We start from the raw sequence: 19,820 nt of genomic DNA on the forward strand, positions 1-19,820 counted from the left end.
TATAGCGCTAGCCATGCCCAGAACTACCCGGGGAGAACAAGTCTTGAGCGTCCGCACCGATCCGCGCCAGCGACGTGTCAAGATTTTGGCGACGCTGGGACCGGCCTCCAGTTCGCTCGAGATGATCCGCGCCCTCTATCTTGCCGGGGCGGACGCTTTTCGCATCAACATGAGCCACGGCACCGCCGAGGCTCGCGCCGCGCTGATCGCCAACATCCGCACCCTGGAGAAGGAGATCGACCGGCCCCTCACTGTCCTCGCCGACCTGCAGGGGCCGAAGCTGCGTGTCGGCAAGTTCGGCGGTGGCCCGGTCGAGCTGATGAAGGGCGCAACCTTCGTCCTCGACATGGACCCGACGCCGGGCGACGTGACCCGCGTCCAGCTGCCCCACAAGGAGCTGTTCGCCGCGCTGACCGAGGGTGCCCGGCTGCTGCTCGACGACGGCAAGATGGTGCTGCGCGTTACCGAGGCCGGTGCGACACGGCTGGTTACCGAGGTCGTGGTCGGCGGCAAGCTGTCGGACAACAAGGGGCTCAACGTTCCCGACGTCGTCGTGCCGCTGGCGGCGCTGACGCCGAAGGACCGCACCGACCTGGCTTTTGCGCTGGATCACGGCGCCGACTGGATCGCGCTGTCGTTCGTCCAGCGCCCAGAGGATGTCGCCGAGGCACGGGCGCTGATCGGCGGCAAGGCTTCGCTGCTCGCCAAGATCGAAAAGCCGCAGGCGATGGAGCGACTGGGCGAGATTCTCGAGCTTGCGGATGCGGTCATGGTGGCGCGCGGCGACCTGGGCGTCGAACTGCCCCCCGAGCAGGTTCCCCCGGCACAAAAGCGCATCGTCGCGATGGCGCGCGCGCTCGGCAAGCCGGTGGTCGTCGCAACCCAGATGCTCGAGTCGATGATCATGTCGCCCTCCCCTACCCGGGCTGAGGTCAGCGACGTCGCGACCGCGATCTACGACGGTGCGGATGCGGTGATGCTGTCGGCCGAAAGTGCCGCCGGCGCCTTTCCGGTCGAGGCGGTGTCGATGATGGATGCCATCGCGCGGCAGGTCGAGAATGATCCGCAATGGTATGGCCGCGTCCACTTCACCGAGACCGCGACGAGCGCCACCACCGCCGATGCGATGTCTTATGCCAGTGGCTCGATCTCGCGGACCATCGGCGCCAAGGTTATCTGCTGCTTCACCATTTCCGGCTCGACGGCCCGCCGTGCCGCCCGTGAGCGCGCGACCGTGCCGATCTTGTGCCTGACACCGTCCCGAGCTACCGCCCGTCGCATGGGGCTGGTCTGGGGGGTCCACGCCGTCCAGACACGCGACGTCGGCGACTTCGAGGAAATGGTCGCCAAGTCCAAGCGCATGGCGCTCCGCACCCGCATTGCAGCTGGTGGTGACTTGATGGTCCTGATCGCGGGCGTGCCGTTCTCGACCCCGGGAACGACCAACGTGCTGCACGTCGTCCGGCTGTCGGGCAAGGAACTGGACGGGTATTGATCCGATGAGCGCTTGGAAACGGATCAGCTACCTGGCTTTTGCCGGGCTTGCCTTCGCGCAGGTCGGCGCGGCGCCTGGACCGATCATGCCTGCGGCGACACCGGCATCGTTCGCGGACCACCAGGCGCAATGCGCTGGTAAGGACGGCTGGAGCGACGCCGCGCCGCCCATCCGGATCTTCGGCAACGTCTATGACGTCGGCTCGTGCGGGATCGTCGTGGTGCTGATTGCCGGTCCAAAGGGCCATATCGTCATCGACGCGGCGACGGCCGAGGCAGCCCCCGGCGTGATCGCAAATATCCAGCGACTGGGATTTCGACTTGCCGACGTAAAAGTCCTGTTGTCGAGCCACGAACATTTCGATCATGCCGCCGGTCTCGCTCAGTTGCAGCAACAGACCGGGGCGCGGATGATGGCGGTCGCAGCCTCGAAGCCGTCCCTCGGGAGCGGCATCGCATCTACCAGCGATCCGCAGGCCAGCGAGTTGCCGCCATTCAAGGGTCCCCGGGTCGATCACGTGCTGAAAGATGGCGAGATCGTCGCCGTCGGACCGCTTCGCCTGACTGCTCACGCGACGCCGGGCCACGCTCCGGGCAGCACCAGCTGGTCATGGACCTCGACCGACAACGGCGTGTCGCATTCGATCGTCTACGCCGACAGCGTAACGGCGATCGCGTTGGGCAAATACCGGTTTTCCGATCATCCGGACTATGTCGCCGTGTTCAAGACCAGCCTTGGCAAGATCGCGCACCTCCCTTGCGACCTGCTCATCACGCCGCATCCTGCCGTGAGCAACTTCTACGCGCGCCTCGCGGGAGCAGCGCCGTTGAGCGATCCGGCGGCCTGCATGAATTACGCTGCTACCGGTCGCCGGAAGCTCGACGAAAGGCTTGCTGCGGAAGCCGCTGGACGGAACTGATAAGGCAGCGGGCTGACCGGCCTCCTGGTCAAGCACGACTGAACATCGAAACCGGCGTCAACTTCCTGTGCAAAGGATGCTGGGGTTTTCCTAACGACGATCGTGTTGCGGCTGCCTTGCCTCGGCCAGATCAGTAGCTCGCCGAAAACGTTGCTAGATCGAATACGAAGACGCTGGTGAGCAGCACGAGAGCTGCACATCCCGCGACCGACGCCCAGACCTTGCGCCACAAGCCGCGAACCCGATCGCTCCACGCAGACCAGGCGTCGACGACCAGGGCGATGGCGCCGAACACGCCCAACACCGTGACCGCACCAAGCAGAAGCAGCCAAGGGCCAGCCTTGTTGGTCAGCAGGGCGACGTCTGCTTCCGCTTTCACGAGGTAGACGATCCACAGCACCCCCGCTGCCGAAACCGCCCAGGCGCCGAGGCGCGCCCGGCGAAACCACCGTTGCTCGCGCTGGGGTCGCGTCGACCGGCGAACATGCCAGGCCCAGCGCAGGAACGCCGTCGCCGGCATCGTCAAGGCGGTAAGGACGACGATTGCCAGGGAAAATGCCATGACCGGCGCGGCGCTGGACATCCAGCGGCCAACCCGATCGAACTCGGCAACCGGGTAGGCAATCTCGCCGGCCATGCCACGGACCCGACCTTTGGCGTCGCGCGTGAAGACCAGTGGAGCGCCCGTCTCTGCATCGGCAAAGCGGTCATGACCCACCGGCACGAAGCGCCGCTTACTGCCGTCACTGCGAGTGATCGTCGACACCGTGATCGACCCGTCGTCAGCCGCCGTGACGTCGGCAACCGACAGGATATCGAGGAGCTTGAGGAAGCCGGAGTGACTGCGCCGCGCGCTGAGATAGGAGCCGGCGACAATGCTGGCCGTGGACTGATCTGCTGGAATGGCAATTGGCCGGGAGTTGCTGCCACCTAGCCGCGCCACCAGAGAAGAGACGATCGACTGCTCAATCGCGTGTGCGCCGCCGCTGATGCCCTGCCCGTTAAAGACGACATAGATTCCGAGTTTCTGCTCCGGGAACAGGGTCAGCTGCGTCGCAGCAGCCGCCAGATTGCCGCCGTGTCCCATGAAGCGAACACCGCCTTCGGTGCCACCTTCGAAGCCGAGGCCGAAGCCGGTCGGCAACCCCGGTGCAAGCGGCCTCGCGATCTGCAACATGGCAGCCAGCGTGGCAGGCCGGATGATCTGCACGCCGTCGAGGCTGCCACCGCCCAGCAACATCGCCATGAAGCGCCCGAGATCACTCGCGGACGCCGACATGCCGCCTGCCGACGGCGTGCCGACCCATTCGAATGGGGCTGGCGTGCGGCTCCCGGGGAGATAGCCCTGTGCCAGCAGCGGCGCGAGGACACGCGGTAGTGGCTGGGAAAAGGTCGAGTGCGTCATCCGGAGTGGTGTCAGGATCCGCTGCTGCACCAACTGCTCGAACGGCTGACGCGCCGAACGTTCGACGATATAGGCAGCCAACGCAGCGCCGTAGTTCGAATAGGCCATCGTCGCGCCGGGCGCATAGACTCGCGCCGGGATGTTTTCACGCAGCAATTTGCCGAGGTCGGTCGGCGGCCCTTGGTCGAAAAGACCGCGGACGCGCTCGTCGAACCCCGGTGTGTGGGTCATCAAATGGCGCAGCGTTATCGGACGGCCGAATGCGTCGGGAATGCGGAAGTCGAGATAGTCGTTGATGTCGTGGTCGAGGCTGAGCTTGCCTGCCTCGACCTGCTGCATGACCAGCAACCATGTGAAAAGCTTCGACACCGACGCCTGGCGGAACAGCGTGTTCTCGGGCGAAATACGGCGACCGGTGGCAAAGTCGGCAAAGCCATAGCCGCGCGACAGGATCGTGCGTCCGTCGCGAACGACCACTACCGCCGCTCCGGGCAGGCCGAGCGTCTCGACGCCAGTAGCGACGGTAGCGTCCACGAACGCGGCGATCATGTCGTCCGAAACGGGCGGCCGGACCGCTGCTTCGATCGTCATCGACCGTGGCTTGAGCGGCGCGAACGACTGCGCCAGCGTCGGTGTTGCGAACAACAGGGCGGCGAGTGAAGCCAGGATGATCGCCCGCAAACCGCCCAGCATCGCGTCCCCCGACGTTACGGGTCCGACTATGGCAGCTTGTTGGTTCCCGGCAAGGGCAGGCCGACTAGAGCAAGCCCGCCGCGACCAGCGCCGCCCGGACACCGGGCTCACCGTCGAAGATATGACCGATCAGCCCGACGGCCTCGCCGGCGTGGACGTTATCGGCGCGATCGTCGATGAACATCGCCTCGCCGGGCGCGAGGCCGAAGCGCTGCATCGCCAGCGTGTAGATTTCGGGGCTTGGTTTGACCATTCGCTCGACGCCAGAGACGACGATGTCACGGAAATGGCCGAACACCGGTGCTGTCGGCATGAAGCGCAGCCAGAACTCGGCACTGAAGTTGGTGATCGCGTATAGCGGCACGTCCTTGGCGGCGAGTTCGTCGACCAGCTCAATCATTCCCGGCATCGGACCGGGGATCGTCTCCAGCCAGCGCGGCACGTACTGCGCAATAAGCTCGGCATGGTCGGGGAATGCTGTCGTCAGCTCCGACGTGGTGTCCGCAGCGGCGCGGCCCTCGTCGTGCTGAAAGTGCCAGTTGGGCGTCACGACGTTCGCCAGGAACCACTCAAGGTCCGCTGGCGTGTCGATCAGCTTGCTGTAGAGATACCGAATGTCCCAGTCGTACAGGACGTTACCGACATCGAAGACGACGGCCTTGAGCGGCGTGATCAGCCCTGGCGCGCCTTGAAGCGACGGTTGGTCTTGTTGATCACATAGGTGCGGCCGTGACGACGCACGACCTGGCAATCGCGGTGGCGCGACTTGAGCGACTTGAGCGAGTTGCGAACTTTCATGGCGGCACCGGAATTAGAATTTAAGAAGGTCGCGCTGCCTAGGCCGCCGGACGGGTTTCGTCAAGCTTTCGCTCCCACGCCAGCGCATCGCGGACGATGGTGTCGAGGTCGTTGAGCCGTGGCCGCCAGTCGAGCGTCGACAGAATACGCGCGTTGGACGCGACCAGCGCATCGGGATCGCCAGCCCGGCGGCCCTGCAAGTCGCGCGTCAAGGTCACGCCCGCCACCCGGTCCACGGCATCGAGCACCTCCAGCACGGAGAAACCGCGCGAATAACCGCAGTTCACGGTCAACGACTTCGCTGGATTCGCGGTCAGCCAGCGCAAGGCGGAAACATGCGCTTCGGCCAGGTCGGTGACGTGAATGTAGTCGCGCACCCCGGTGCCGTCAGGCGTCGCATAGTCGGTCCCGTACACTCCGACCGAAGCGCGCTTCCCCAGCGCCGCCTCAGCGGCGATCTTGATCAGATGCGTCGCGCCTGCCGTCGATTGGCCGGTGCGACCGTGCGGATCGGCGCCGGCGACGTTGAAGTAGCGCAGAACGCCGTAGTTGATGTCATGCGCGGCCGCGACGTCGCGCAGCATCGTCTCGGTCATCAGCTTGGAGGTGCCATAGGGGTTGATCGGCTTGGTCGGCATGTCCTCGTCGATCGGCGAGCTCTCGGGGATGCCGTAGACCGCCGCGGTCGAGGAAAAGATGAAGTGCCTGACGCCGCCGGTCACCGCCGCCTCGATCAGCGCGCGGCTGGCGGCGGTGTTGTTACGATAATATTTCAGCGGGTTGTGGACCGACTCCGGCACGATGATCGATCCGGCGAAGTGCAGGATCGCGCCGACCTGGTGCTCGTACAAGGTGCGTCCGACCAGCGCCATGTCGGCGACATCGCCCTCGATGAAGGCAACGCCCTCGGGTACCGCCCAGCGGAAGCCGGTGGTCAGATTGTCGAGCACCGCCACCTTGTACCCGGCGTCCCGCAACGCGAGCACCGCATGACTGCCGATATAACCCGCACCACCGGTGACCAGAACCGTGCCCGTATCGGCCATCTTCAATCCCTATGTATGACGCACGCCAATAAGTTGCGACGTTGTCGCGCTCGTGCGACTTCAGCGTTGATGCGGCGTTGTAACGGCAACGACAAGCCAATCCGAGGGTCAAAGTTCCATGCTTACACTTCGCAAGTTGCTCGTGCCGGCCGCCGCGCTGACGGTTCTTGCGGGCTGCACCACCGGGCCGAGCGGCACCGACGTCACCCGCTTCCACCTCGGCCAGCCGATCGCACGTGGCGCCATCGCGGTCGTGCCGGCCAATCCCAACATGGCTAACGACCTGGAATTCCGCACTTATGCAGAGGCGGTCGGCAATGAGCTTCGCAATCAGAACTTCACGCCGGTTTATGGCAACGACCAGAGTTCACCCTATGTCGGCGTCATCACGATCGAGCAGGTCGACCGGCCGGGTGCGACGCGGCGGACCGGCCTGTCGATCGGCCTCGGCCTCGGCGGCGGCAGCTTCGGTCGTCGCGGTGGCGGCTTCGGGGGCGGTGCCGGCGTACAGGTGCCGGTTGGCGGCCACACCCGCACCGACTATACCCGGGTGAATACGCTGGGCCTGCAGATCAAGCGCCGCTCCGACAGCAGCATCGTCTGGGAGGGCCGCGCGACGGCCGCCCGCGATGACCGGAACCCGTCCGCGCAGCTTCCAACCGCGATTCCGGAACTGGCGCGCGACCTGCTGGCGGACTTCCCGGGGCCGGCCAACCAGACGGTGCATTACAAGGGCGGGCGCCGCTAGGCAGCGGCGGCTGAGGGGTCGACTTGGCGGCGGTGAAGCGGCAATAGCTCTGGCATGAGCATCGCCATTTCCGCCGCCTTCGACAGCGGCAATATCGAGGTCGTTCGCATTGCGGGTCCGGGGGCGATCGACCTCAGCATCCGCAAGGATGCTCACTCCGACTTTTACCAGTGGTTCCACTTCCGCCTGACCGGGGCGGCGGGCCAAGCCTGCACGTTGCGCATCGTCAATTGCAAGGGTTCGGCTTACGAAGGCGGCTGGCCGAACTACAGGGCAGTGGTCTCGGAGGATCGACAGAACTGGACCCGCGTCGCCACCAGCTACGACGACGGCGTGCTGAGCATCCGCGTCACGCCGCGCACCAACTCGATGTATGTCGCCTATTTCGCGCCCTACAGCATGGAGCGGCATCACGACCTCATCGCCCGCATCGGCCAATGTAGTGGCGTCTCGACCTCGGTGCTGGGCGTCTCGCTCGATGGCCAGTCGATCGACTGCGTGACGCTCGGCGAGGGTCCGCGCCACGTCTGGCTCTACGGTCGACAGCATCCGGGCGAGTCGATGGCCGAGTGGTGGATGGAGGGCGCGCTGGAGCGGCTGACCGATCCCGCCGATCCGCAAGCGCGCGCTCTGCGCCAGGCGGCCACCTTCCACCTTGTCCCCAACATGAATCCCGATGGATCGCGGCGTGGTCACCTGCGCACCAACGCGGCTGGTGTGAACCTCAACCGCGAATGGCATGCGCCGACGGCTGAGAAGTCGCCCGAGGTCCTTTGCGTCCTCGCGGCCATGAACGAGACTGGCGTCGACTTCGCGATGGACGTCCACGGCGACGAATCGCTCCCGCACAATTTCATCGCCGGCTTCGAGGGCATTCCCTCGAGCACCGATCGCCAGCTCGGCCTGCTGGGCGACTACAAGACGATCCTGTCGCGCCTCAGCCCCGACTTCCAGACGCGCATCGGCTACCCGGTCGCAGCTGCGGGTCGCGCCAATCTGACGATGAGCACCAATGCGGTCGCCGAGCGCTTCGGCTGCGTGGCGATGACCCTCGAAATGCCGTTCAAGGACGCCGACGACCTGCCTGACCCTCGCGCCGGCTGGTCGCCGGAGCGGTGCAAGGCATTGGGTCGCGACTGCCTCGCTGCACTGCTGGAGATCGTCGGACGGCTGCGCTAGCCGCGACCGTTTACGATCCACGCCAAACTGATCGACACGAACGAAGGACATAGCGATGCCCACCCTCGTCCTCCTCCGCCACGGCCAATCGTCGTGGAACCTCGAGAACCGCTTCACCGGCTGGTGGGACGTCAGCCTGACCGACAAGGGCATCGCGGAGGCGACCGCCGCGGGCGAGTTGCTGGCCGCCAAGGGCTATGATTTCGACCTGGCCTTCACCAGCGTCCAGACCCGCGCCATCAAGACGCTCAACCTCGCACTGGAGGCGATGGGCCGGCTGTGGCTGCCGGTGGTCAAGGACTGGCAGCTCAACGAGCGGCACTACGGCGGCCTGACCGGGCTCAACAAGGCCGAGACCGCCGCCATACACGGCGACGCGAAAGTGCTCGAATGGCGGCGCAGCTTCGACATTCCGCCGCCACCGCTGGAGGCTGGATCGGAGTACGACCTGTCCGCCGACCGCCGCTACGCCGGGCTGAACGTGCCGGTCGCGGAAAGCCTGAAAGACACGATCGCCCGTGTCCTGCCCTATTGGGACAGCGCCATCGCGCCTGAGCTGAAGTCCGGCAAGCGCGTGATTATCGCCGCGCACGGCAACTCGCTGCGCGCGCTGGTCAAGCACTTGTCCAACATTGCCGACGACGACATCGTTCATGAGGAAATCCCGACCGGCAAGCCGATGGTTTATGAGCTGAACGACGATCTGACCGAGCAGCGGCGCTTCTACCTTTAGGGCCCTCGCTTCCGTCGCGGGTCATGCCGGCAGCGGTGCGAGGTGCGTCCGAACGCGCGGCACCAAATGCTATATTCCGCCCCGATCATAAGGCCGCTCCCGCGCTATGCCTTGTCGCGGATATAGACCCCGCCTCCTTCGGGTCGACGCACCTCGAAGCCGCCTGACTTGGTGACCAGGTCGACCAGCTTGGCATGGCCGTAGGTCCGCGGATCGAAGTCGGAGGCCAGTTCGAGCAGCCGCTTGCCAAGAACGCCGAGCGACACCCAGCCGTCGGCGTCCTCGAGCTGAGCCAGTGCCGTACGGACGAGCCGCATCGCCTCGGCGGGAGGTGCGAGCAATTTCTCCGGCTTGGTCGCTATCGCGGGTGCGTTGACCGTCGCGGGCTTTGGCGCAGCCGGCAGCAGGTTCTCGGTGTAGATGAAGCGCCTGCAGGCCTGGCGAAAGCTCTCGGGCGTCTTCTGCTCGCCAAAGCCATAGACGTCGACACCCTGCTCCCGGATGCGCGCCGCCAGCCGGGTAAAGTCACTGTCCGACGACACGAGGCAGAACGCGTCGAAGCGCCCGGTGTGGAGCAGGTCCATCGCATCGATGACCAGTGCGATGTCGCTGGCGTTCTTGCCCGCGACGGCGGCAACGGTGTGCTGGGGCATGATCGCGAAGCGTGCCAGGATCTTGGCCCAGCCAGACAGTTGCTGACCGGAAAAATCGCCGTAGATGCGCCGGACGCTGGCCTCGCCGATCTTGGCGATCTCCTCGAACAGGCCGTTGGCGATCTTTGCCGAGGCGTTGTCGGCGTCGATCAGGACCGCCAACCGTGGTGCGCGTGCTTCGATTGCCATGCAAATTCCCTCAAGCCGCAAGTTCGCGCGAAATGACGGCGGCGGCAAGGTTGCCGATGCGCCGCCTCGCCCCTAAGGTCCGGCGCTTCCTGAAGCGGGGGGCACGGTGGACCAGCCACAAGTCGGCATCATCATGGGCAGTCAGTCCGACTGGGCGACGATGCGCCACTGCGCCTCGACGCTGGCGGAGCTCGGCATCGCGCATGAAACGCGCATCGTCTCGGCGCACCGCACCCCGCAAAGGCTGTACGACTATGCGCACGAGGCGGTAGCGCGCGGGCTCAAGGTCATTGTCGCGGGCGCGGGCGGCGCGGCTCATCTGCCGGGCATGTGTGCCTCGATGACCCGCCTGCCGGTGCTCGGCGTGCCGGTTCAGTCGCGAGCGCTCAGCGGCATGGACAGCCTGCTCTCCATCGTCCAGATGCCCGCGGGGGTGCCGGTCGGGACCTTGGCGATCGGTGAAGCGGGGGCAGTCAATGCCGCCCTGCTCGCGGCGGCGATGCTGGCGACGACCGACGCCGCGCTGGCCGATCGGCTGGATGCGTGGCGGGACGCGATGCGCGACCGGGTGGCGGAAACCGTCCAGGACGTAAGCCCCGAATGATTCCACCCGGCTCGACCATCGGCATTCTTGGCGGCGGCCAGCTCGGGCGGATGCTTGCTCTGGCAGCGGCCAACATGGGCTATCGCGTCCACATCCTGGCCCCCGAGGATGAACTGCCGGCCGGCGACGTTGCGGCGGAGGTGACGCGCGCCGATTATACCGACCGTGCCGCGCTGCGCAGCTTCGCCGCCTCGGTCGACGTCGCGACTTTCGAGTTCGAGAACATCGAGGTCGAAGCGGTGCGCTACCTGTCGGAATTGGTCGAGGTCCAGCCACCGGCCCGGGCGCTCGAAATCGCGCAGGACCGCCTGGCGGAGAAGCGCTTCGTTTCCGGCCTCGGCGGCCGTGTCGCGCCCTTCCACGCTGTCGACAGCCTCGACGACCTGCACGCGGCTGTCGCAGCCATAGGTGGCCCCGTAGTCCTGAAGACTCGACGGATGGGCTATGACGGCAAGGGGCAGGCACGGATCATGCAGCCCGCTGATTGCGCCGCCGCGTGGGAAGCAATCGGCCGCCAACCGGCAATCGCCGAGGCGTTCGTCAGCTTCGAGGTCGAGTTCTCGCTGATCCTGGCGCGCGCCGCGTCAGGGGAGACAGTGATCTACGACACGCCCCGCAATCGCCACGACGACGGCGTGCTCGCCGAGAGCCTGATCCCCGCTGGGCCACTGATCGAAACGCAACGGGCCGAGGCGACTGTGTTGGCCAAGTCGGTGGCGGACGAGCTCGACTATGTCGGCGTACTGACCCTGGAGTTCTTCGCCTGCGCCGACGGTCCGGTGTTCAACGAGATGGCGCCGCGCGTCCATAACAGCGGCCACTGGACGATCGAGGGCACGCGCGCCTCGCAGTTCGAGAACCATATCCGCGCCGTCTGCGGCCTGCCCCTCGGCTCGACTGCGCTGACCGCCCCCCGCGTCCGCATGCGCAACCTGCTCGGCGACGCCGTCCACGACTGGCAAGCCCTGCTGGCCGACAACCAGGCCCACCTCCACCTCTACGGTAAAAGCGAGATCAAGCCCGGCCGCAAGATGGGGCATGTTACCTGGCTATAGCGCGACCGCGGACATTAAGCGGTTTGCAACGACGGGTGTGCTTATTGCGACGCAGAAGGTCGGCACTATCGGGCGACCCGACGGGGGCATTGAATGTCGGCACTCAGGATCAGTCCACTCCTTATCACCCCCGAAGCCTCCGCAGATCACGCAAATATCACAGGCCATTCCAATGTATCTAAGGCGCTTACGGCCTTTGCATCGGCAACTCGTCATAACCGTGGGCAACTTTTAGCTTTCGTTCTCTTTGCCATGGTCGACTTCGCCTGGGCTTGTGCCGTAGGCATCAGATTCACTGGAATTGTCGAATTCATCCTGTCAGGTGCAGGACTTCTTGCAGTCGGTCTATTATGGCGATCGTTTCGACGAATTGAAAAATTTGGCGAGGCGGTCGGCAATTTTGGCCTTTGGATGTGCTTGGTCGGCGCCATAGTGGTATTCAGCTATTTGTGCGCGCATCTTTCATTGCCGCTGCTCGATTCTAGATTTGTTGCTGCGGACCGCGCGCTTGGCTTTGACTGGCTCGCGTGGAACAGCTTCGTTGAAGCTCACCCTTCGTTCAAGATAGTCTTGGCAATCGCTTATGGCAGCTTGTCATGGCAACTGATGGCGGTCTGCTTTATCGCTCCGTTCTCGCACGATCGCGGCCGGGCGAGCGAATTCCTTTGGATTACACTGCTGACGGCGATTAGCGCTTGCCTGATCAGCGGCGTACTGCCCGCGGAAGGCGCGCTGCCATTCTTCAATGTTGGTAAGGCAGTGTGGATCGACGATCTCCATACCCTGCGAAATGGCGGACCGATGACATTTGAGATCAGTCATTCCCAGGGGATCGTCACTTTCCCGTCATTTCACGCCGCGTTATGCTTAATTTTCTCTTGGTCGTTTAGACGGATGCGCTTCTTCGGCGGGGCTGCCATCGGGCTCAACCTGATGATGCTAATCTCGACCCCCACTAAAGGTGGTCACTACCTAGTGGACGTCATCGCGGGCCTGGTCTTGGCCTTGGTGGCGATACTGGTCGTTCGCCGATGCCGCAACACGGGCGCGCTCGAACAGCCAGACGCGGATGGCGGATGACAGGTTGGTGGTGCGCGCCTCGTCAATCTCTGTGACGAGCGCGACCAGGGTCCGGTCGTCCTCGGCGGCTGCAGTGCGCAACGCCGCCCAGAACACCGGTTCCAGGCTGACCGAAGTGGCGTGGCCCGCGATCTTGAACGAGCCCTTGACCAGGCCGCTCGCAGGCTTTGCCACCGCCATCAGTACATGTGCTGCCCGCCATTGAGGGACAGCGTCGAGCCAGTGATGAAGCCCGCATCCTCGCCGGTCAGGAAAACGACGCCGCGCGCAATCTCGCTGGCCTTGCCGAGGCGCCCGACCGGAATCTTGGCGACGATCTTTTCCAGCACGTCGGCAGGGACGGCAGCGACCATGTCGGTGTCGATATAACCCGGCGCGATGGCATTGACCGTGATCCCGGCGCGCGCGCCTTCCTGGGCCAGCGCCTTGGTGAAGCCGTGGATGCCGGACTTGGCAGCGGCGTAGTTGACCTGGCCGTATTGGCCGCCCTGCCCGTTGATCGAACCGATGCTGACGATCCGGCCGAAGCCGCGCTGGCGCATCCCGGCAAACACTGCCTTGGCCATGTTGAAGCAGCCGCCGAGGTTCACGTCCATGACCTCGCGCCACATTTCGTAGGTCATCTTGAGCAGCGTGCCGTCACGGGTAATGCCGGCATTGTTGACCAGCACGTCCACCGGGCCGAGGTCGGCTTCGACCTGCTTGACGCCGTCGAGACAGGCCTGGTGATCGGCAACGTTCCACTTATAGGCCTTGATGCCGGTGCGCGCCGTGAACCCGGCCGCCTTCGCGTCGTCGCCGCCATAGTTTGCCGCGACGGTCATGCCTTCGGCCTGAAGCGCCAGACTGATCGCCTCGCCGATACCGCGCGTGCCGCCCGTGACGATCGCTACCCGTGCCATGCTATTCTCCCAGGATGTGTTTTGCGGCGAGACTATTGCGGCGTGGCCCAGCCCGCAAGTTCACGCCTCAGTAAATCTTTCAGCATCTCGACGCCGATGTCGGTTGCGTTCAGGCATGGCAGGTAGGCGAAGTCCACGCCACCATTCTCCATGAACGTCTCGCGGCCTTCGCGCGCGATTTCGTCGAGCGTTTCCAGATTGTCGGCGGAGAAGCCGGGCGACACCACCGCAACCTTCGTGATGCCCTCCGCCGCCAGTTCGGTCAGCGTCGCGTCAGTATAGGGCTTAAGCCATTCCGCCCGCCCCAGCCGAGACTGGAAGCTGACCCGCAGCGGCAGGCTGAGCCGCCCAGCCAGCAAACGCGCCGTCTTGCGGCAATGGCAATGATAGGGATCACCGAGGTCGAGCGTCCGTCGCGGCATGCCGTGGAACGAGGCAAGGACCAGTTGCGGCTTAAAATCCAAAGCGGACAGGCTTGCCTCCACGGACGCGGCCAGCGCCTGGATGTAGGCCGGATCGTCGTGATAGGCGGGCAAGGTACGCAATGCCGGCTGCCAGCGCCAGCTGGACACGGTCTCGTAGACCTGCTGGTTGACCGTGCCGGTCGTAGCACTGCTGTACTGCGGATACAGGGGCGCGATCAGGATGCGCTCGCAACCGGCATCCTTAAGTGCGGCGAGGCGGTCAGGGATGGAAGGATTGCCGTAGCGCATCGCCCAATCGACCATGACGTCGGGAAATGCCGTCGCCATCGCCGCCGCCTGCGCCTTGGTGATCGAGGCTAGGGGCGAGCCGTCGCCGGTCCACACCCGGGCATAGTTCGCCGCCGTCGTCTTAGGACGGCGGCGCAGGACGACGCCGTGGAGCAACGGCGTCCAGAAGATGCGCGGCAATTCGACAACGCGGCGGTCTGAAAGAAACTCCGCCAGATAGCGGCGCACCGATGGAATGTCGGCCGCATCGGGCGTGCCGAGATTGACCAGCAGCATCCCGACCTTGCCGAACGCGACGGGTGGATGATCGACAGGCAGGCTCACGCCGCAGTCGCAAACGGCAAGTCGCGGAGGCGCTGGCCGCCCGCCGCGAAGATCGCGTTGGCGACGGCGGGAGCAATAGGCGGGAGGCCGGGCTCGCCGACGCCTCCCAGCGGTGCAGTGCTGGTCATGATGATGGTCGTGATCTCCGGCGTTTCGGCAAGCGTCAGCAATGGATAGCGATCGAAGTTGGCCTGCTCCACTACGCCGTCCTTGAAAGTAATGCGGCCCTTCAGCGCGGCGGTCAGTCCATAGATGATGCCGCTCTCGATCTGGGCGCGAACGATGCCTGGATTCACGACCGGGCCGCAGTCGATCGCTGCCCAGACGCGGATGACGCGGGGACCATCCTTGCCGATGACGACCTCGGCGACCTCGGCGACGATGCTGCCGAAACTCTCGACCAGCGCGATGCCGCGACCGGTGTTGGGCTCGACCAGCCCAAGTGGTCCCGACGCAGCCAGTACGGCGCGCACGACGGCGGCATGGCGAGGCGCATCGTGGAGCATCGACAGGCGAAAAGCACCGGGATCGACGCCCGCTGCATGCGCCATCTCATCGATGAAGCTCTCGACGAAGAAGCCCGAGAAGCTATGCCCGACGGAGCGCCAGAAGCCGAGCGGCACCGGCAAATCGACCAGCGCGTGTTCGACCGACATGGCGCCGAAGTCATACGGCAGATCCTGCGTACCATCGACGCCCTGCGCGCTGGGCTTGGCCTTGCCGCCCATCGCCGGGAAGTTGCGGTTCATGAAGCTGGTTCCGACGTCAGGGACCGCGACGCGACTGCCCCAGGCGGCGATACGGTGGTCGGCTCCGACGAGGCCGCGCATGCGGGCCGCGGCCGCAGGGCGGAAGCGGTCCTGCGCGGTGTCTTCCTCGCGGGTCAGGATGACCTGGACCGGCGCTTTCACGGCGCGGGCGATCAGCGCCGCCTGGACGCAGACGTCGGACTCTGCCTTGCGGCCGAAGCCACCGCCGAGCAGCGTCGGATGAACCGTCACCGCCGACTCCTCGATACCGAGCGCTTTTGCGACAGCCCAGACAACCAAAGTGATCGATTGCGTAGGGGCCCAGATTTCGGCACGGCCGTTACCGACGCGCGCAGTGGCGTTCATCGGCTCCATGCAGGCGTGTGCGGCGAATGGCACGGTATAGTCGGCGGTGATCACGCCCTTGCCATCGAGTACCGAGGCATCGCCGGACTTGGCGACGACCTCTCCCGGATGCGCGAGCGCGGATTTGAGCGCCAGCTCCATCCAGTTGCCCGCGACCTTGGGCTGGGCGGCGAACTTCGCCTCGACCCTCTCCAGCCCGGTCTTCGCCGCGTGGAAGCCATCGGCGACCACAGCCACCCATGAAGGCCCCTTGACGATCCGAACGTCCGCCGGTCCCGTCGCAGAAACGAGCCTGGGGTCGCCGACCGGGCCGGAGCGCACGGCGGCGTAGAGCATCCCCGGCAACCGAACATCGAGGCCAAAGTGCGCTGTACCATCGACCTTGCCCGGGATATCGAGCCGCTGCACCGCCTTGCCCATCAGCATCCGCGATTTGGCCGGCCGCAACGTTGGAGATGATGGCGCGTCCTCCATCGCCGCCTTGCCGGCCAGGTCGGCGAAGCGAGCGCTGCGGGCCTTGTAGGTGACGAAGCCGGCGCGGGTGTCGCACTCCCGCCAGTCGACATCCCAGTCCCGCGCCGCCGCGCGGCACAGCATCTCTCGCGCCGAGGCCCCCGCGAGCCGGATGGTGTCGTGAAAACCGCGGATCGAGGTGCTGCCGCCCGTCAGTTGCACGTCGTAATGTTCGATGACGGCGCCGAGCGCCCAGCCCGCGATGCCGCGCAATGGTGCCGGGATACTCGGGGTTACGTCGGCGATGAAGCCTTTGTTGGCATAGATCGGATGCAAAGGTGCCGGCTCAACGCTGACGGTCGCCCAGTCGGCGCCAAGTTCATCGGCGAGGATCTGCGGCAGGCTGGTGTAGACGCCCTGCCCCATCTCGGCCTGCGGCACCGCGACGACGATGCGACCATCGGTGCCGATCTTGACCCAGCCGTTGATCAGCGTCTCGTCTCGTGCCGCGACCCAGTTGAGCGCGCGTTGGCGCGGCCATACCGCATAGCCGACGACCAGCCCGACCGCCGAACCGGTGCCGATCAGGAAGTTGCGACGGTTGACGCGGCCGCGCTTGGGGGTCGGTGTCTCGGGATCGGAACGGGCCATGCGCAGTCGATAGCCCGGCGACGGGCACTTGTCTAAGGCAGGGTGGCAGGCCGCCGATACTTGGCAAATTGCGCCTTACGGCGTTAATGGCAGGCGATGCTGCAGCCCGCTACCGATCCGCTCGCCGTCGCTGCCGGAGTTGGCGCCTCGGTGGTCGGTGCCGGGGACGGGCTGCGACATTTCACCGAAAGTTCGTTCGCCGAAAGCGGCGACGCCGACCGCGACTATCGCCTGATGGCCGACAATCTGCCGATCCTGTCGTGGATGGCCAACGCCGACGGCTACATCTTCTGGTATAACCGCCACTGGTACGAATACACCGGGTGCAGCCCGACGCAGCTCGAAGGCTGGGGGTGGCGATCGGTCCACGATCCAGAGACTTTGCCCCAGGTGATGTCCAACTGGGCGGAGGCTGTCGAGCGCGGCGAGAGTTTCGAGATGACCTTCCCGCTGCGCGCCGCCGACGGCAGCTTTCGCCCGTTCCTGACCCGCGCCCAGCCTGTCCGTAACACCGACGGCAAGGTGACGCGCTGGTACGGCGTCAACATCGACGTCAGCGGAGCCGCGGCGCTCGCGTCCCGACTGAGCGAGTCCGAGACCGCGATGCGCGCCTTCTTCGAGACGGCGGGCGTCTACACGGCGGTCATCGAGATCGACGAGCGGGACTTCACTTTCATCGTCGCCAACCGGCGCATGGCGCGCTTCTGGGGAGCGGAGTCGATCACCGGGCGCAGCGCCCGTTCGCTGAGAAACGGCAAGCTGGCGCGCGGAATGATGACTGCACTGAAGCGCGGCCATGCCGCGGGCGAGCCGACGACCACCGAATATCCGTTCGCCGGGCCGGATGGCGAGCGCTGGTTCACCGCGACTCTGACCCCGATGCCACCCGGCACCAGCGGGCGTCGGCGCCTGTCGATTGCCAGTATCGACATTACCGCCCGCAAACGCGCCGAGGCGGCGCTGGCTACGGCCGTCGAGACAAAGGACATGCTGCTCCACGAGGTCAACCACCGGGTCAAGAACAGCCTGCAGCTGGTTACCGCATTGCTGTCGCTGCAGGCGGCACAGGCCGTCGACCCCGTGCTGCGGGCCAGCCTGGTCGAGGCGCGCGGCCGGGTCTCGGTGGTCGCTTCGATGCACCAGCGGCTGTATTCGACCAGTGCCCATGACCGGGTCGATATCGTCGCCTATCTTTGCGAGCTGGCCGAGGAAAGTGTTTCGGCGCTCAATGCCGGCGGGCGGGTGGTGCTCGACTTCGCTGCGACGGACGAGATTGTCCTGCCGTTGAGCCAGGCTGTGCCGCTGGCGCTGGTCGTCAGCGAGCTCATCACCAATGCGATGAAATACGCTTATCCCGGCGACGTTGCGGGCATCATTCGCCTGCACCTGTCACGCACGGAACAGGGCGACGTGCGCGTGTTCGTCGGCGACACGGGACCGGGACTTCCGGAAGGCTTCAGCCTGCTGCGCTCGGGATCGCTGGGCATGAAGATCGTGCGGTCGCTGACGCGGCAGCTGCAGGCAGTGGTAAACCTTTGCCCGCAAAATCCCGGTGCGGGGTTCGAGATCGTCGTACCGAGGGAAGCGGCCTAAACGCCTGCGACCTCTCCCAACTGGGAGAGGTCGAGAGACGTTTTGCTTGCCACGGACCGGGAGAGCGGCTTGTTCCCGGAATACGCCCTTCTTGGCGCTGACGCGTCGGTCCCTCCCCCCGCGGGGGGAGGGAGAGGGCTTACTCAGCCGCGATCTTCATCGCGTCGCCTGCCAAAAATTGGGCATTCTCCGTCGACTCCCCAAGCGCGGTCGTCGAGGACGAGCCGCCCGAGATCGCCATCGCGACGGCATCGAAATAGCCGGTGCCGACTTCGCGCTGGTGGCGCGTTGCGGTGTAGCCGTTCTTCTCGGAGGCGAACTCGGCCTGCTGCAGCTCCGAATAAGCCGCCATGCCGCGCTCCTTGTAGCCGCGCGCCAGTTCGAACATGCCGTGGTTCAACTGGTGGAAACCGGCGAGCGTGACGAACTGGAACTTGTACCCCATCGCGCCCAGCTCGCGCTGGTATTTAGCGATGGTGTCCTTGTCGAGATTGGCCTCCCAGTTGAACGACGGCGAGCAATTGTACGCCAGCATCTTGTTCGGATGCTCCTTCTTGATCGCTTCGGCGAAGCGCCGTGCATCATCGAGGTTGGGCTTCGATGTCTCCCACCACAGCAGGTCTGCGTGCTCGGCGAACGAGATGCCGCGCTTGATGCAGTGATCGACGCCGGTGCCGGGCTTCAGGCGGAAGAAGCCTTCAGGGGTACGCTCGCCGGTGATGAACTCATGGTCGCGCTCGTCGACGTCGGAGGTCAGCAGCATGGCGCTCTCGGCATCGGTGCGCGCGCAGATCACCGTCGCGACGCCCGAGACGTCCGCCGCCAGCCGTGCCGCGTCGAGGTTGCGGATATGCGCCTGGGTCGGGATCAGCACCTTGCCGCCAAGGTGGCCGCACTTCTTCTCCGACGCGAGTTGGTCCTCGTAATGGACGCCCGCCGCTCCGGCCTCGATGTAGGCCTTCATGATCTCGAAGCAGTTCAGCGGGCCGCCGAAACCGGCTTCGGCATCGGCGACGATCGGCGCGAACCAGTCGCGCTGAACGCCGCCTTCGCTGTGCTCGATCTGATCGGCGCGCTGCAAGGTGCGGTTGATCTTGCGGCACAATTCAGGGCCGGCGTTGGCGGGGTACAGCGACTGGTCGGGATACATGGCGCCGGCAGTGTTGGCATCGGCGGCGACCTGCCAGCCGCTGAGGTAGATCGCCTTCAGCCCGGCGCGGACCATCTGCATCGCCTGGTTGCCGCTGAGTGCACCGAGCGCGTTGACGTAATCCTCCGACTTCAAGATTTCCCAAAGCGTCGCCGCACCACGCTTAGCCAGCGTATGCTCGACCTGCACCGAGCCGCGCAGACGGGCGACGTCTTCGGCGGAATAGGGCCGCTTGATGCCGTCGAAACGGCCGGCGGAGGCGTCTGGGATCAGTTCGGCAAAGCTCGTCATGGCTGCAGTCCTTTTGACCATTTCTTTACAA

19 protein-coding genes are annotated in these 19,820 nt (G+C 65.3%); 9 read left to right on the forward strand and 10 right to left on the reverse strand.

Annotated features, from left to right (window positions below; all coding sequences use genetic code 11):
* Nucleotides 1-13 precede the first annotated feature (13 nt).
* Together pyk and bla are read left to right on the forward strand one after the other, a co-directional pair.
* A complete protein-coding gene (gene pyk, locus ACOFKW_RS15280) occupies nt 14-1,495 on the forward strand; it encodes a pyruvate kinase (RefSeq protein WP_419814988.1) in 1,482 nt (493 codons plus the stop codon).
* A gap of 4 nt (nt 1,496-1,499) precedes the next feature.
* Nucleotides 1,500-2,414 (forward strand): subclass B3 metallo-beta-lactamase, encoded by a 915-nt coding sequence (gene bla, locus ACOFKW_RS15285; RefSeq protein ID WP_419814989.1) that lies wholly within the window; start codon nt 1,500-1,502, stop codon nt 2,412-2,414.
* Nucleotides 2,415-2,544: 130 nt separating this feature from the next.
* Here bla and ACOFKW_RS15290 read toward each other — a convergent pair whose 3' ends face one another.
* The 4 genes from ACOFKW_RS15290 to galE form a co-directional block, all read right to left on the reverse strand.
* Nucleotides 2,545-4,512, reverse strand: coding sequence for a serine hydrolase domain-containing protein (locus tag ACOFKW_RS15290; RefSeq protein ID WP_419814990.1), 1,968 nt, complete (start codon nt 4,510-4,512; stop codon nt 2,545-2,547).
* A 64-nt stretch (nt 4,513-4,576) separates the two neighbouring features.
* The gene (locus tag ACOFKW_RS15295; protein WP_419816970.1) at nt 4,577-5,188 is read right to left on the reverse strand and encodes an HAD family hydrolase; all 612 of its coding nucleotides are present in this window, start codon (nt 5,186-5,188) and stop codon (nt 4,577-4,579) included.
* The gene (gene ykgO, locus ACOFKW_RS15300) at nt 5,185-5,310 is read right to left on the reverse strand and encodes a type B 50S ribosomal protein L36 (RefSeq protein ID WP_310498791.1); all 126 of its coding nucleotides are present in this window, start codon (nt 5,308-5,310) and stop codon (nt 5,185-5,187) included. The genes ACOFKW_RS15295 and ykgO overlap by 4 nt, the downstream gene beginning before the upstream one ends.
* Nucleotides 5,311-5,348: 38 nt before the next feature.
* Entirely contained in the window at nt 5,349-6,356 is a 1,008-nt protein-coding gene (galE, locus tag ACOFKW_RS15305; RefSeq protein ID WP_419814991.1) for a UDP-glucose 4-epimerase GalE, read from the reverse strand.
* A gap of 118 nt (nt 6,357-6,474) precedes the next feature.
* On the opposite strand from galE, the gene ACOFKW_RS15310 reads away from it, so the two are divergent.
* From ACOFKW_RS15310 to gpmA, 3 genes are read left to right on the forward strand one after another with little or no spacing between them, the layout of a single operon-like run.
* The gene (locus tag ACOFKW_RS15310) at nt 6,475-7,104 is read left to right on the forward strand and encodes a DUF4136 domain-containing protein (RefSeq protein WP_419814992.1); all 630 of its coding nucleotides are present in this window, start codon (nt 6,475-6,477) and stop codon (nt 7,102-7,104) included.
* A 54-nt stretch (nt 7,105-7,158) separates the two neighbouring features.
* Nucleotides 7,159-8,283 (forward strand): M14 family metallopeptidase, encoded by a 1,125-nt coding sequence (locus tag ACOFKW_RS15315; protein WP_419814993.1) that lies wholly within the window; start codon nt 7,159-7,161, stop codon nt 8,281-8,283.
* Nucleotides 8,284-8,338: 55 nt separating this feature from the next.
* Complete coding sequence (gpmA, locus tag ACOFKW_RS15320; protein WP_419814994.1) at nt 8,339-9,016, forward strand: 2,3-diphosphoglycerate-dependent phosphoglycerate mutase; 678 nt, start codon at nt 8,339-8,341, stop codon at nt 9,014-9,016.
* 104 nt (nt 9,017-9,120) lie between these two features.
* Here the strand turns inward: gpmA and ACOFKW_RS15325 are convergent, their stop codons facing one another.
* The gene (locus ACOFKW_RS15325) at nt 9,121-9,858 is read right to left on the reverse strand and encodes an NYN domain-containing protein (RefSeq protein WP_419814995.1); all 738 of its coding nucleotides are present in this window, start codon (nt 9,856-9,858) and stop codon (nt 9,121-9,123) included.
* Between the two features lie 133 nt (nt 9,859-9,991).
* Between ACOFKW_RS15325 and purE the strand changes: the two genes are divergently transcribed.
* The 3 genes from purE to ACOFKW_RS15340 all read left to right on the forward strand — a co-directional run bounded on the left by purE (nt 9,992) and on the right by ACOFKW_RS15340 (nt 12,597).
* The gene (gene purE / locus ACOFKW_RS15330) at nt 9,992-10,462 is read left to right on the forward strand and encodes a 5-(carboxyamino)imidazole ribonucleotide mutase (protein ID WP_419816971.1); all 471 of its coding nucleotides are present in this window, start codon (nt 9,992-9,994) and stop codon (nt 10,460-10,462) included.
* Nucleotides 10,459-11,517, forward strand: a complete 1,059-nt coding sequence (locus ACOFKW_RS15335) for a 5-(carboxyamino)imidazole ribonucleotide synthase (RefSeq protein ID WP_419814996.1) — start codon at nt 10,459-10,461, stop codon at nt 11,515-11,517. The genes purE and ACOFKW_RS15335 overlap by 4 nt, the downstream gene beginning before the upstream one ends.
* 252 nt (nt 11,518-11,769) lie before the next feature.
* Nucleotides 11,770-12,597: a phosphatase PAP2 family protein gene (locus tag ACOFKW_RS15340; protein WP_419814997.1), complete on the forward strand. Its 828-nt coding sequence runs from the start codon at nt 11,770-11,772 to the stop codon at nt 12,595-12,597.
* Here the strand turns inward: ACOFKW_RS15340 and ACOFKW_RS15345 are convergent.
* Genes ACOFKW_RS15345 through ACOFKW_RS15360 form a run of 4 tightly spaced genes read right to left on the reverse strand, consistent with a single transcriptional unit; the run spans nt 12,490 to nt 16,755 of the window.
* Nucleotides 12,490-12,777 (reverse strand): ribbon-helix-helix domain-containing protein, encoded by a 288-nt coding sequence (locus ACOFKW_RS15345; RefSeq protein WP_419814998.1) that lies wholly within the window; start codon nt 12,775-12,777, stop codon nt 12,490-12,492. The genes ACOFKW_RS15340 and ACOFKW_RS15345 overlap by 108 nt on opposite strands.
* Nucleotides 12,777-13,499: an acetoacetyl-CoA reductase gene (gene phbB / locus ACOFKW_RS15350; protein ID WP_419814999.1), complete on the reverse strand. Its 723-nt coding sequence runs from the start codon at nt 13,497-13,499 to the stop codon at nt 12,777-12,779. Before phbB ends, ACOFKW_RS15345 begins: the two co-directional genes overlap by 1 nt.
* A gap of 32 nt (nt 13,500-13,531) precedes the next feature.
* Nucleotides 13,532-14,488 (reverse strand): ferrochelatase, encoded by a 957-nt coding sequence (hemH, locus tag ACOFKW_RS15355; RefSeq protein ID WP_419815000.1) that lies wholly within the window; start codon nt 14,486-14,488, stop codon nt 13,532-13,534.
* A 44-nt stretch (nt 14,489-14,532) separates the two neighbouring features.
* Nucleotides 14,533-16,755 carry a molybdopterin cofactor-binding domain-containing protein gene (locus ACOFKW_RS15360; protein ID WP_419815001.1) on the reverse strand — a complete coding sequence of 741 codons (2,223 nt, stop codon included), beginning with the start codon at nt 16,753-16,755 and terminating at the stop codon, nt 14,533-14,535.
* Nucleotides 16,756-16,851: 96 nt separating this feature from the next.
* Between ACOFKW_RS15360 and ACOFKW_RS15365 the strand changes: the two genes are divergently transcribed.
* On the forward strand, nt 16,852-18,348 hold the full coding sequence (locus tag ACOFKW_RS15365; RefSeq protein WP_419815002.1) for a sensor histidine kinase: 1,497 nt from the start codon (nt 16,852-16,854) through the stop codon (nt 18,346-18,348).
* A gap of 139 nt (nt 18,349-18,487) precedes the next feature.
* Here the strand turns inward: ACOFKW_RS15365 and aceA are convergent, their stop codons facing one another.
* Nucleotides 18,488-19,789: an isocitrate lyase gene (gene aceA / locus ACOFKW_RS15370; RefSeq protein ID WP_419815003.1), complete on the reverse strand. Its 1,302-nt coding sequence runs from the start codon at nt 19,787-19,789 to the stop codon at nt 18,488-18,490.
* Nucleotides 19,790-19,820 lie beyond the last annotated feature (31 nt).

It is taken from the genome of Glacieibacterium sp., from assembly GCF_965200405.1.
In the GTDB taxonomy this organism is placed as follows: domain Bacteria; phylum Pseudomonadota; class Alphaproteobacteria; order Sphingomonadales; family Sphingomonadaceae; genus Glacieibacterium.

Bases quoted from the DNA above. Each gene is read 5' to 3' on its own strand.
- pyk (WP_419814988.1), top strand. From the start codon at position 14: ATGCCCAGAACTACCCGGGGAGAACAAGTCTTGAGCGTCCGCACCGAT.
- bla (WP_419814989.1), top strand. From the start codon at position 1,500: ATGAGCGCTTGGAAACGGATCAGCTACCTGGCTTTTGCCGGGCTTGCC.
- ACOFKW_RS15290 (WP_419814990.1), bottom strand. From the start codon at position 4,512: ATGCTGGGCGGTTTGCGGGCGATCATCCTGGCTTCACTCGCCGCCCTG.
- ykgO (WP_310498791.1), bottom strand. From the start codon at position 5,310: ATGAAAGTTCGCAACTCGCTCAAGTCGCTCAAGTCGCGCCACCGCGAT.
- galE (WP_419814991.1), bottom strand. From the start codon at position 6,356: ATGGCCGATACGGGCACGGTTCTGGTCACCGGTGGTGCGGGTTATATC.
- ACOFKW_RS15310 (WP_419814992.1), top strand. From the start codon at position 6,475: ATGCTTACACTTCGCAAGTTGCTCGTGCCGGCCGCCGCGCTGACGGTT.
- ACOFKW_RS15315 (WP_419814993.1), top strand. From the start codon at position 7,159: ATGAGCATCGCCATTTCCGCCGCCTTCGACAGCGGCAATATCGAGGTC.
- gpmA (WP_419814994.1), top strand. From the start codon at position 8,339: ATGCCCACCCTCGTCCTCCTCCGCCACGGCCAATCGTCGTGGAACCTC.
- ACOFKW_RS15325 (WP_419814995.1), bottom strand. From the start codon at position 9,858: ATGGCAATCGAAGCACGCGCACCACGGTTGGCGGTCCTGATCGACGCC.
- purE (WP_419816971.1), top strand. From the start codon at position 9,992: ATGGGCAGTCAGTCCGACTGGGCGACGATGCGCCACTGCGCCTCGACG.
- ACOFKW_RS15335 (WP_419814996.1), top strand. From the start codon at position 10,459: ATGATTCCACCCGGCTCGACCATCGGCATTCTTGGCGGCGGCCAGCTC.
- ACOFKW_RS15340 (WP_419814997.1), top strand. From the start codon at position 11,770: ATGGTCGACTTCGCCTGGGCTTGTGCCGTAGGCATCAGATTCACTGGA.
- ACOFKW_RS15345 (WP_419814998.1), bottom strand. From the start codon at position 12,777: ATGGCGGTGGCAAAGCCTGCGAGCGGCCTGGTCAAGGGCTCGTTCAAG.
- phbB (WP_419814999.1), bottom strand. From the start codon at position 13,499: ATGGCACGGGTAGCGATCGTCACGGGCGGCACGCGCGGTATCGGCGAG.
- hemH (WP_419815000.1), bottom strand. From the start codon at position 14,488: ATGCTGCTGGTCAATCTCGGCACGCCCGATGCGGCCGACATTCCATCG.
- ACOFKW_RS15360 (WP_419815001.1), bottom strand. From the start codon at position 16,755: ATGGCCCGTTCCGATCCCGAGACACCGACCCCCAAGCGCGGCCGCGTC.
- ACOFKW_RS15365 (WP_419815002.1), top strand. From the start codon at position 16,852: ATGCTGCAGCCCGCTACCGATCCGCTCGCCGTCGCTGCCGGAGTTGGC.
- aceA (WP_419815003.1), bottom strand. From the start codon at position 19,789: ATGACGAGCTTTGCCGAACTGATCCCAGACGCCTCCGCCGGCCGTTTC.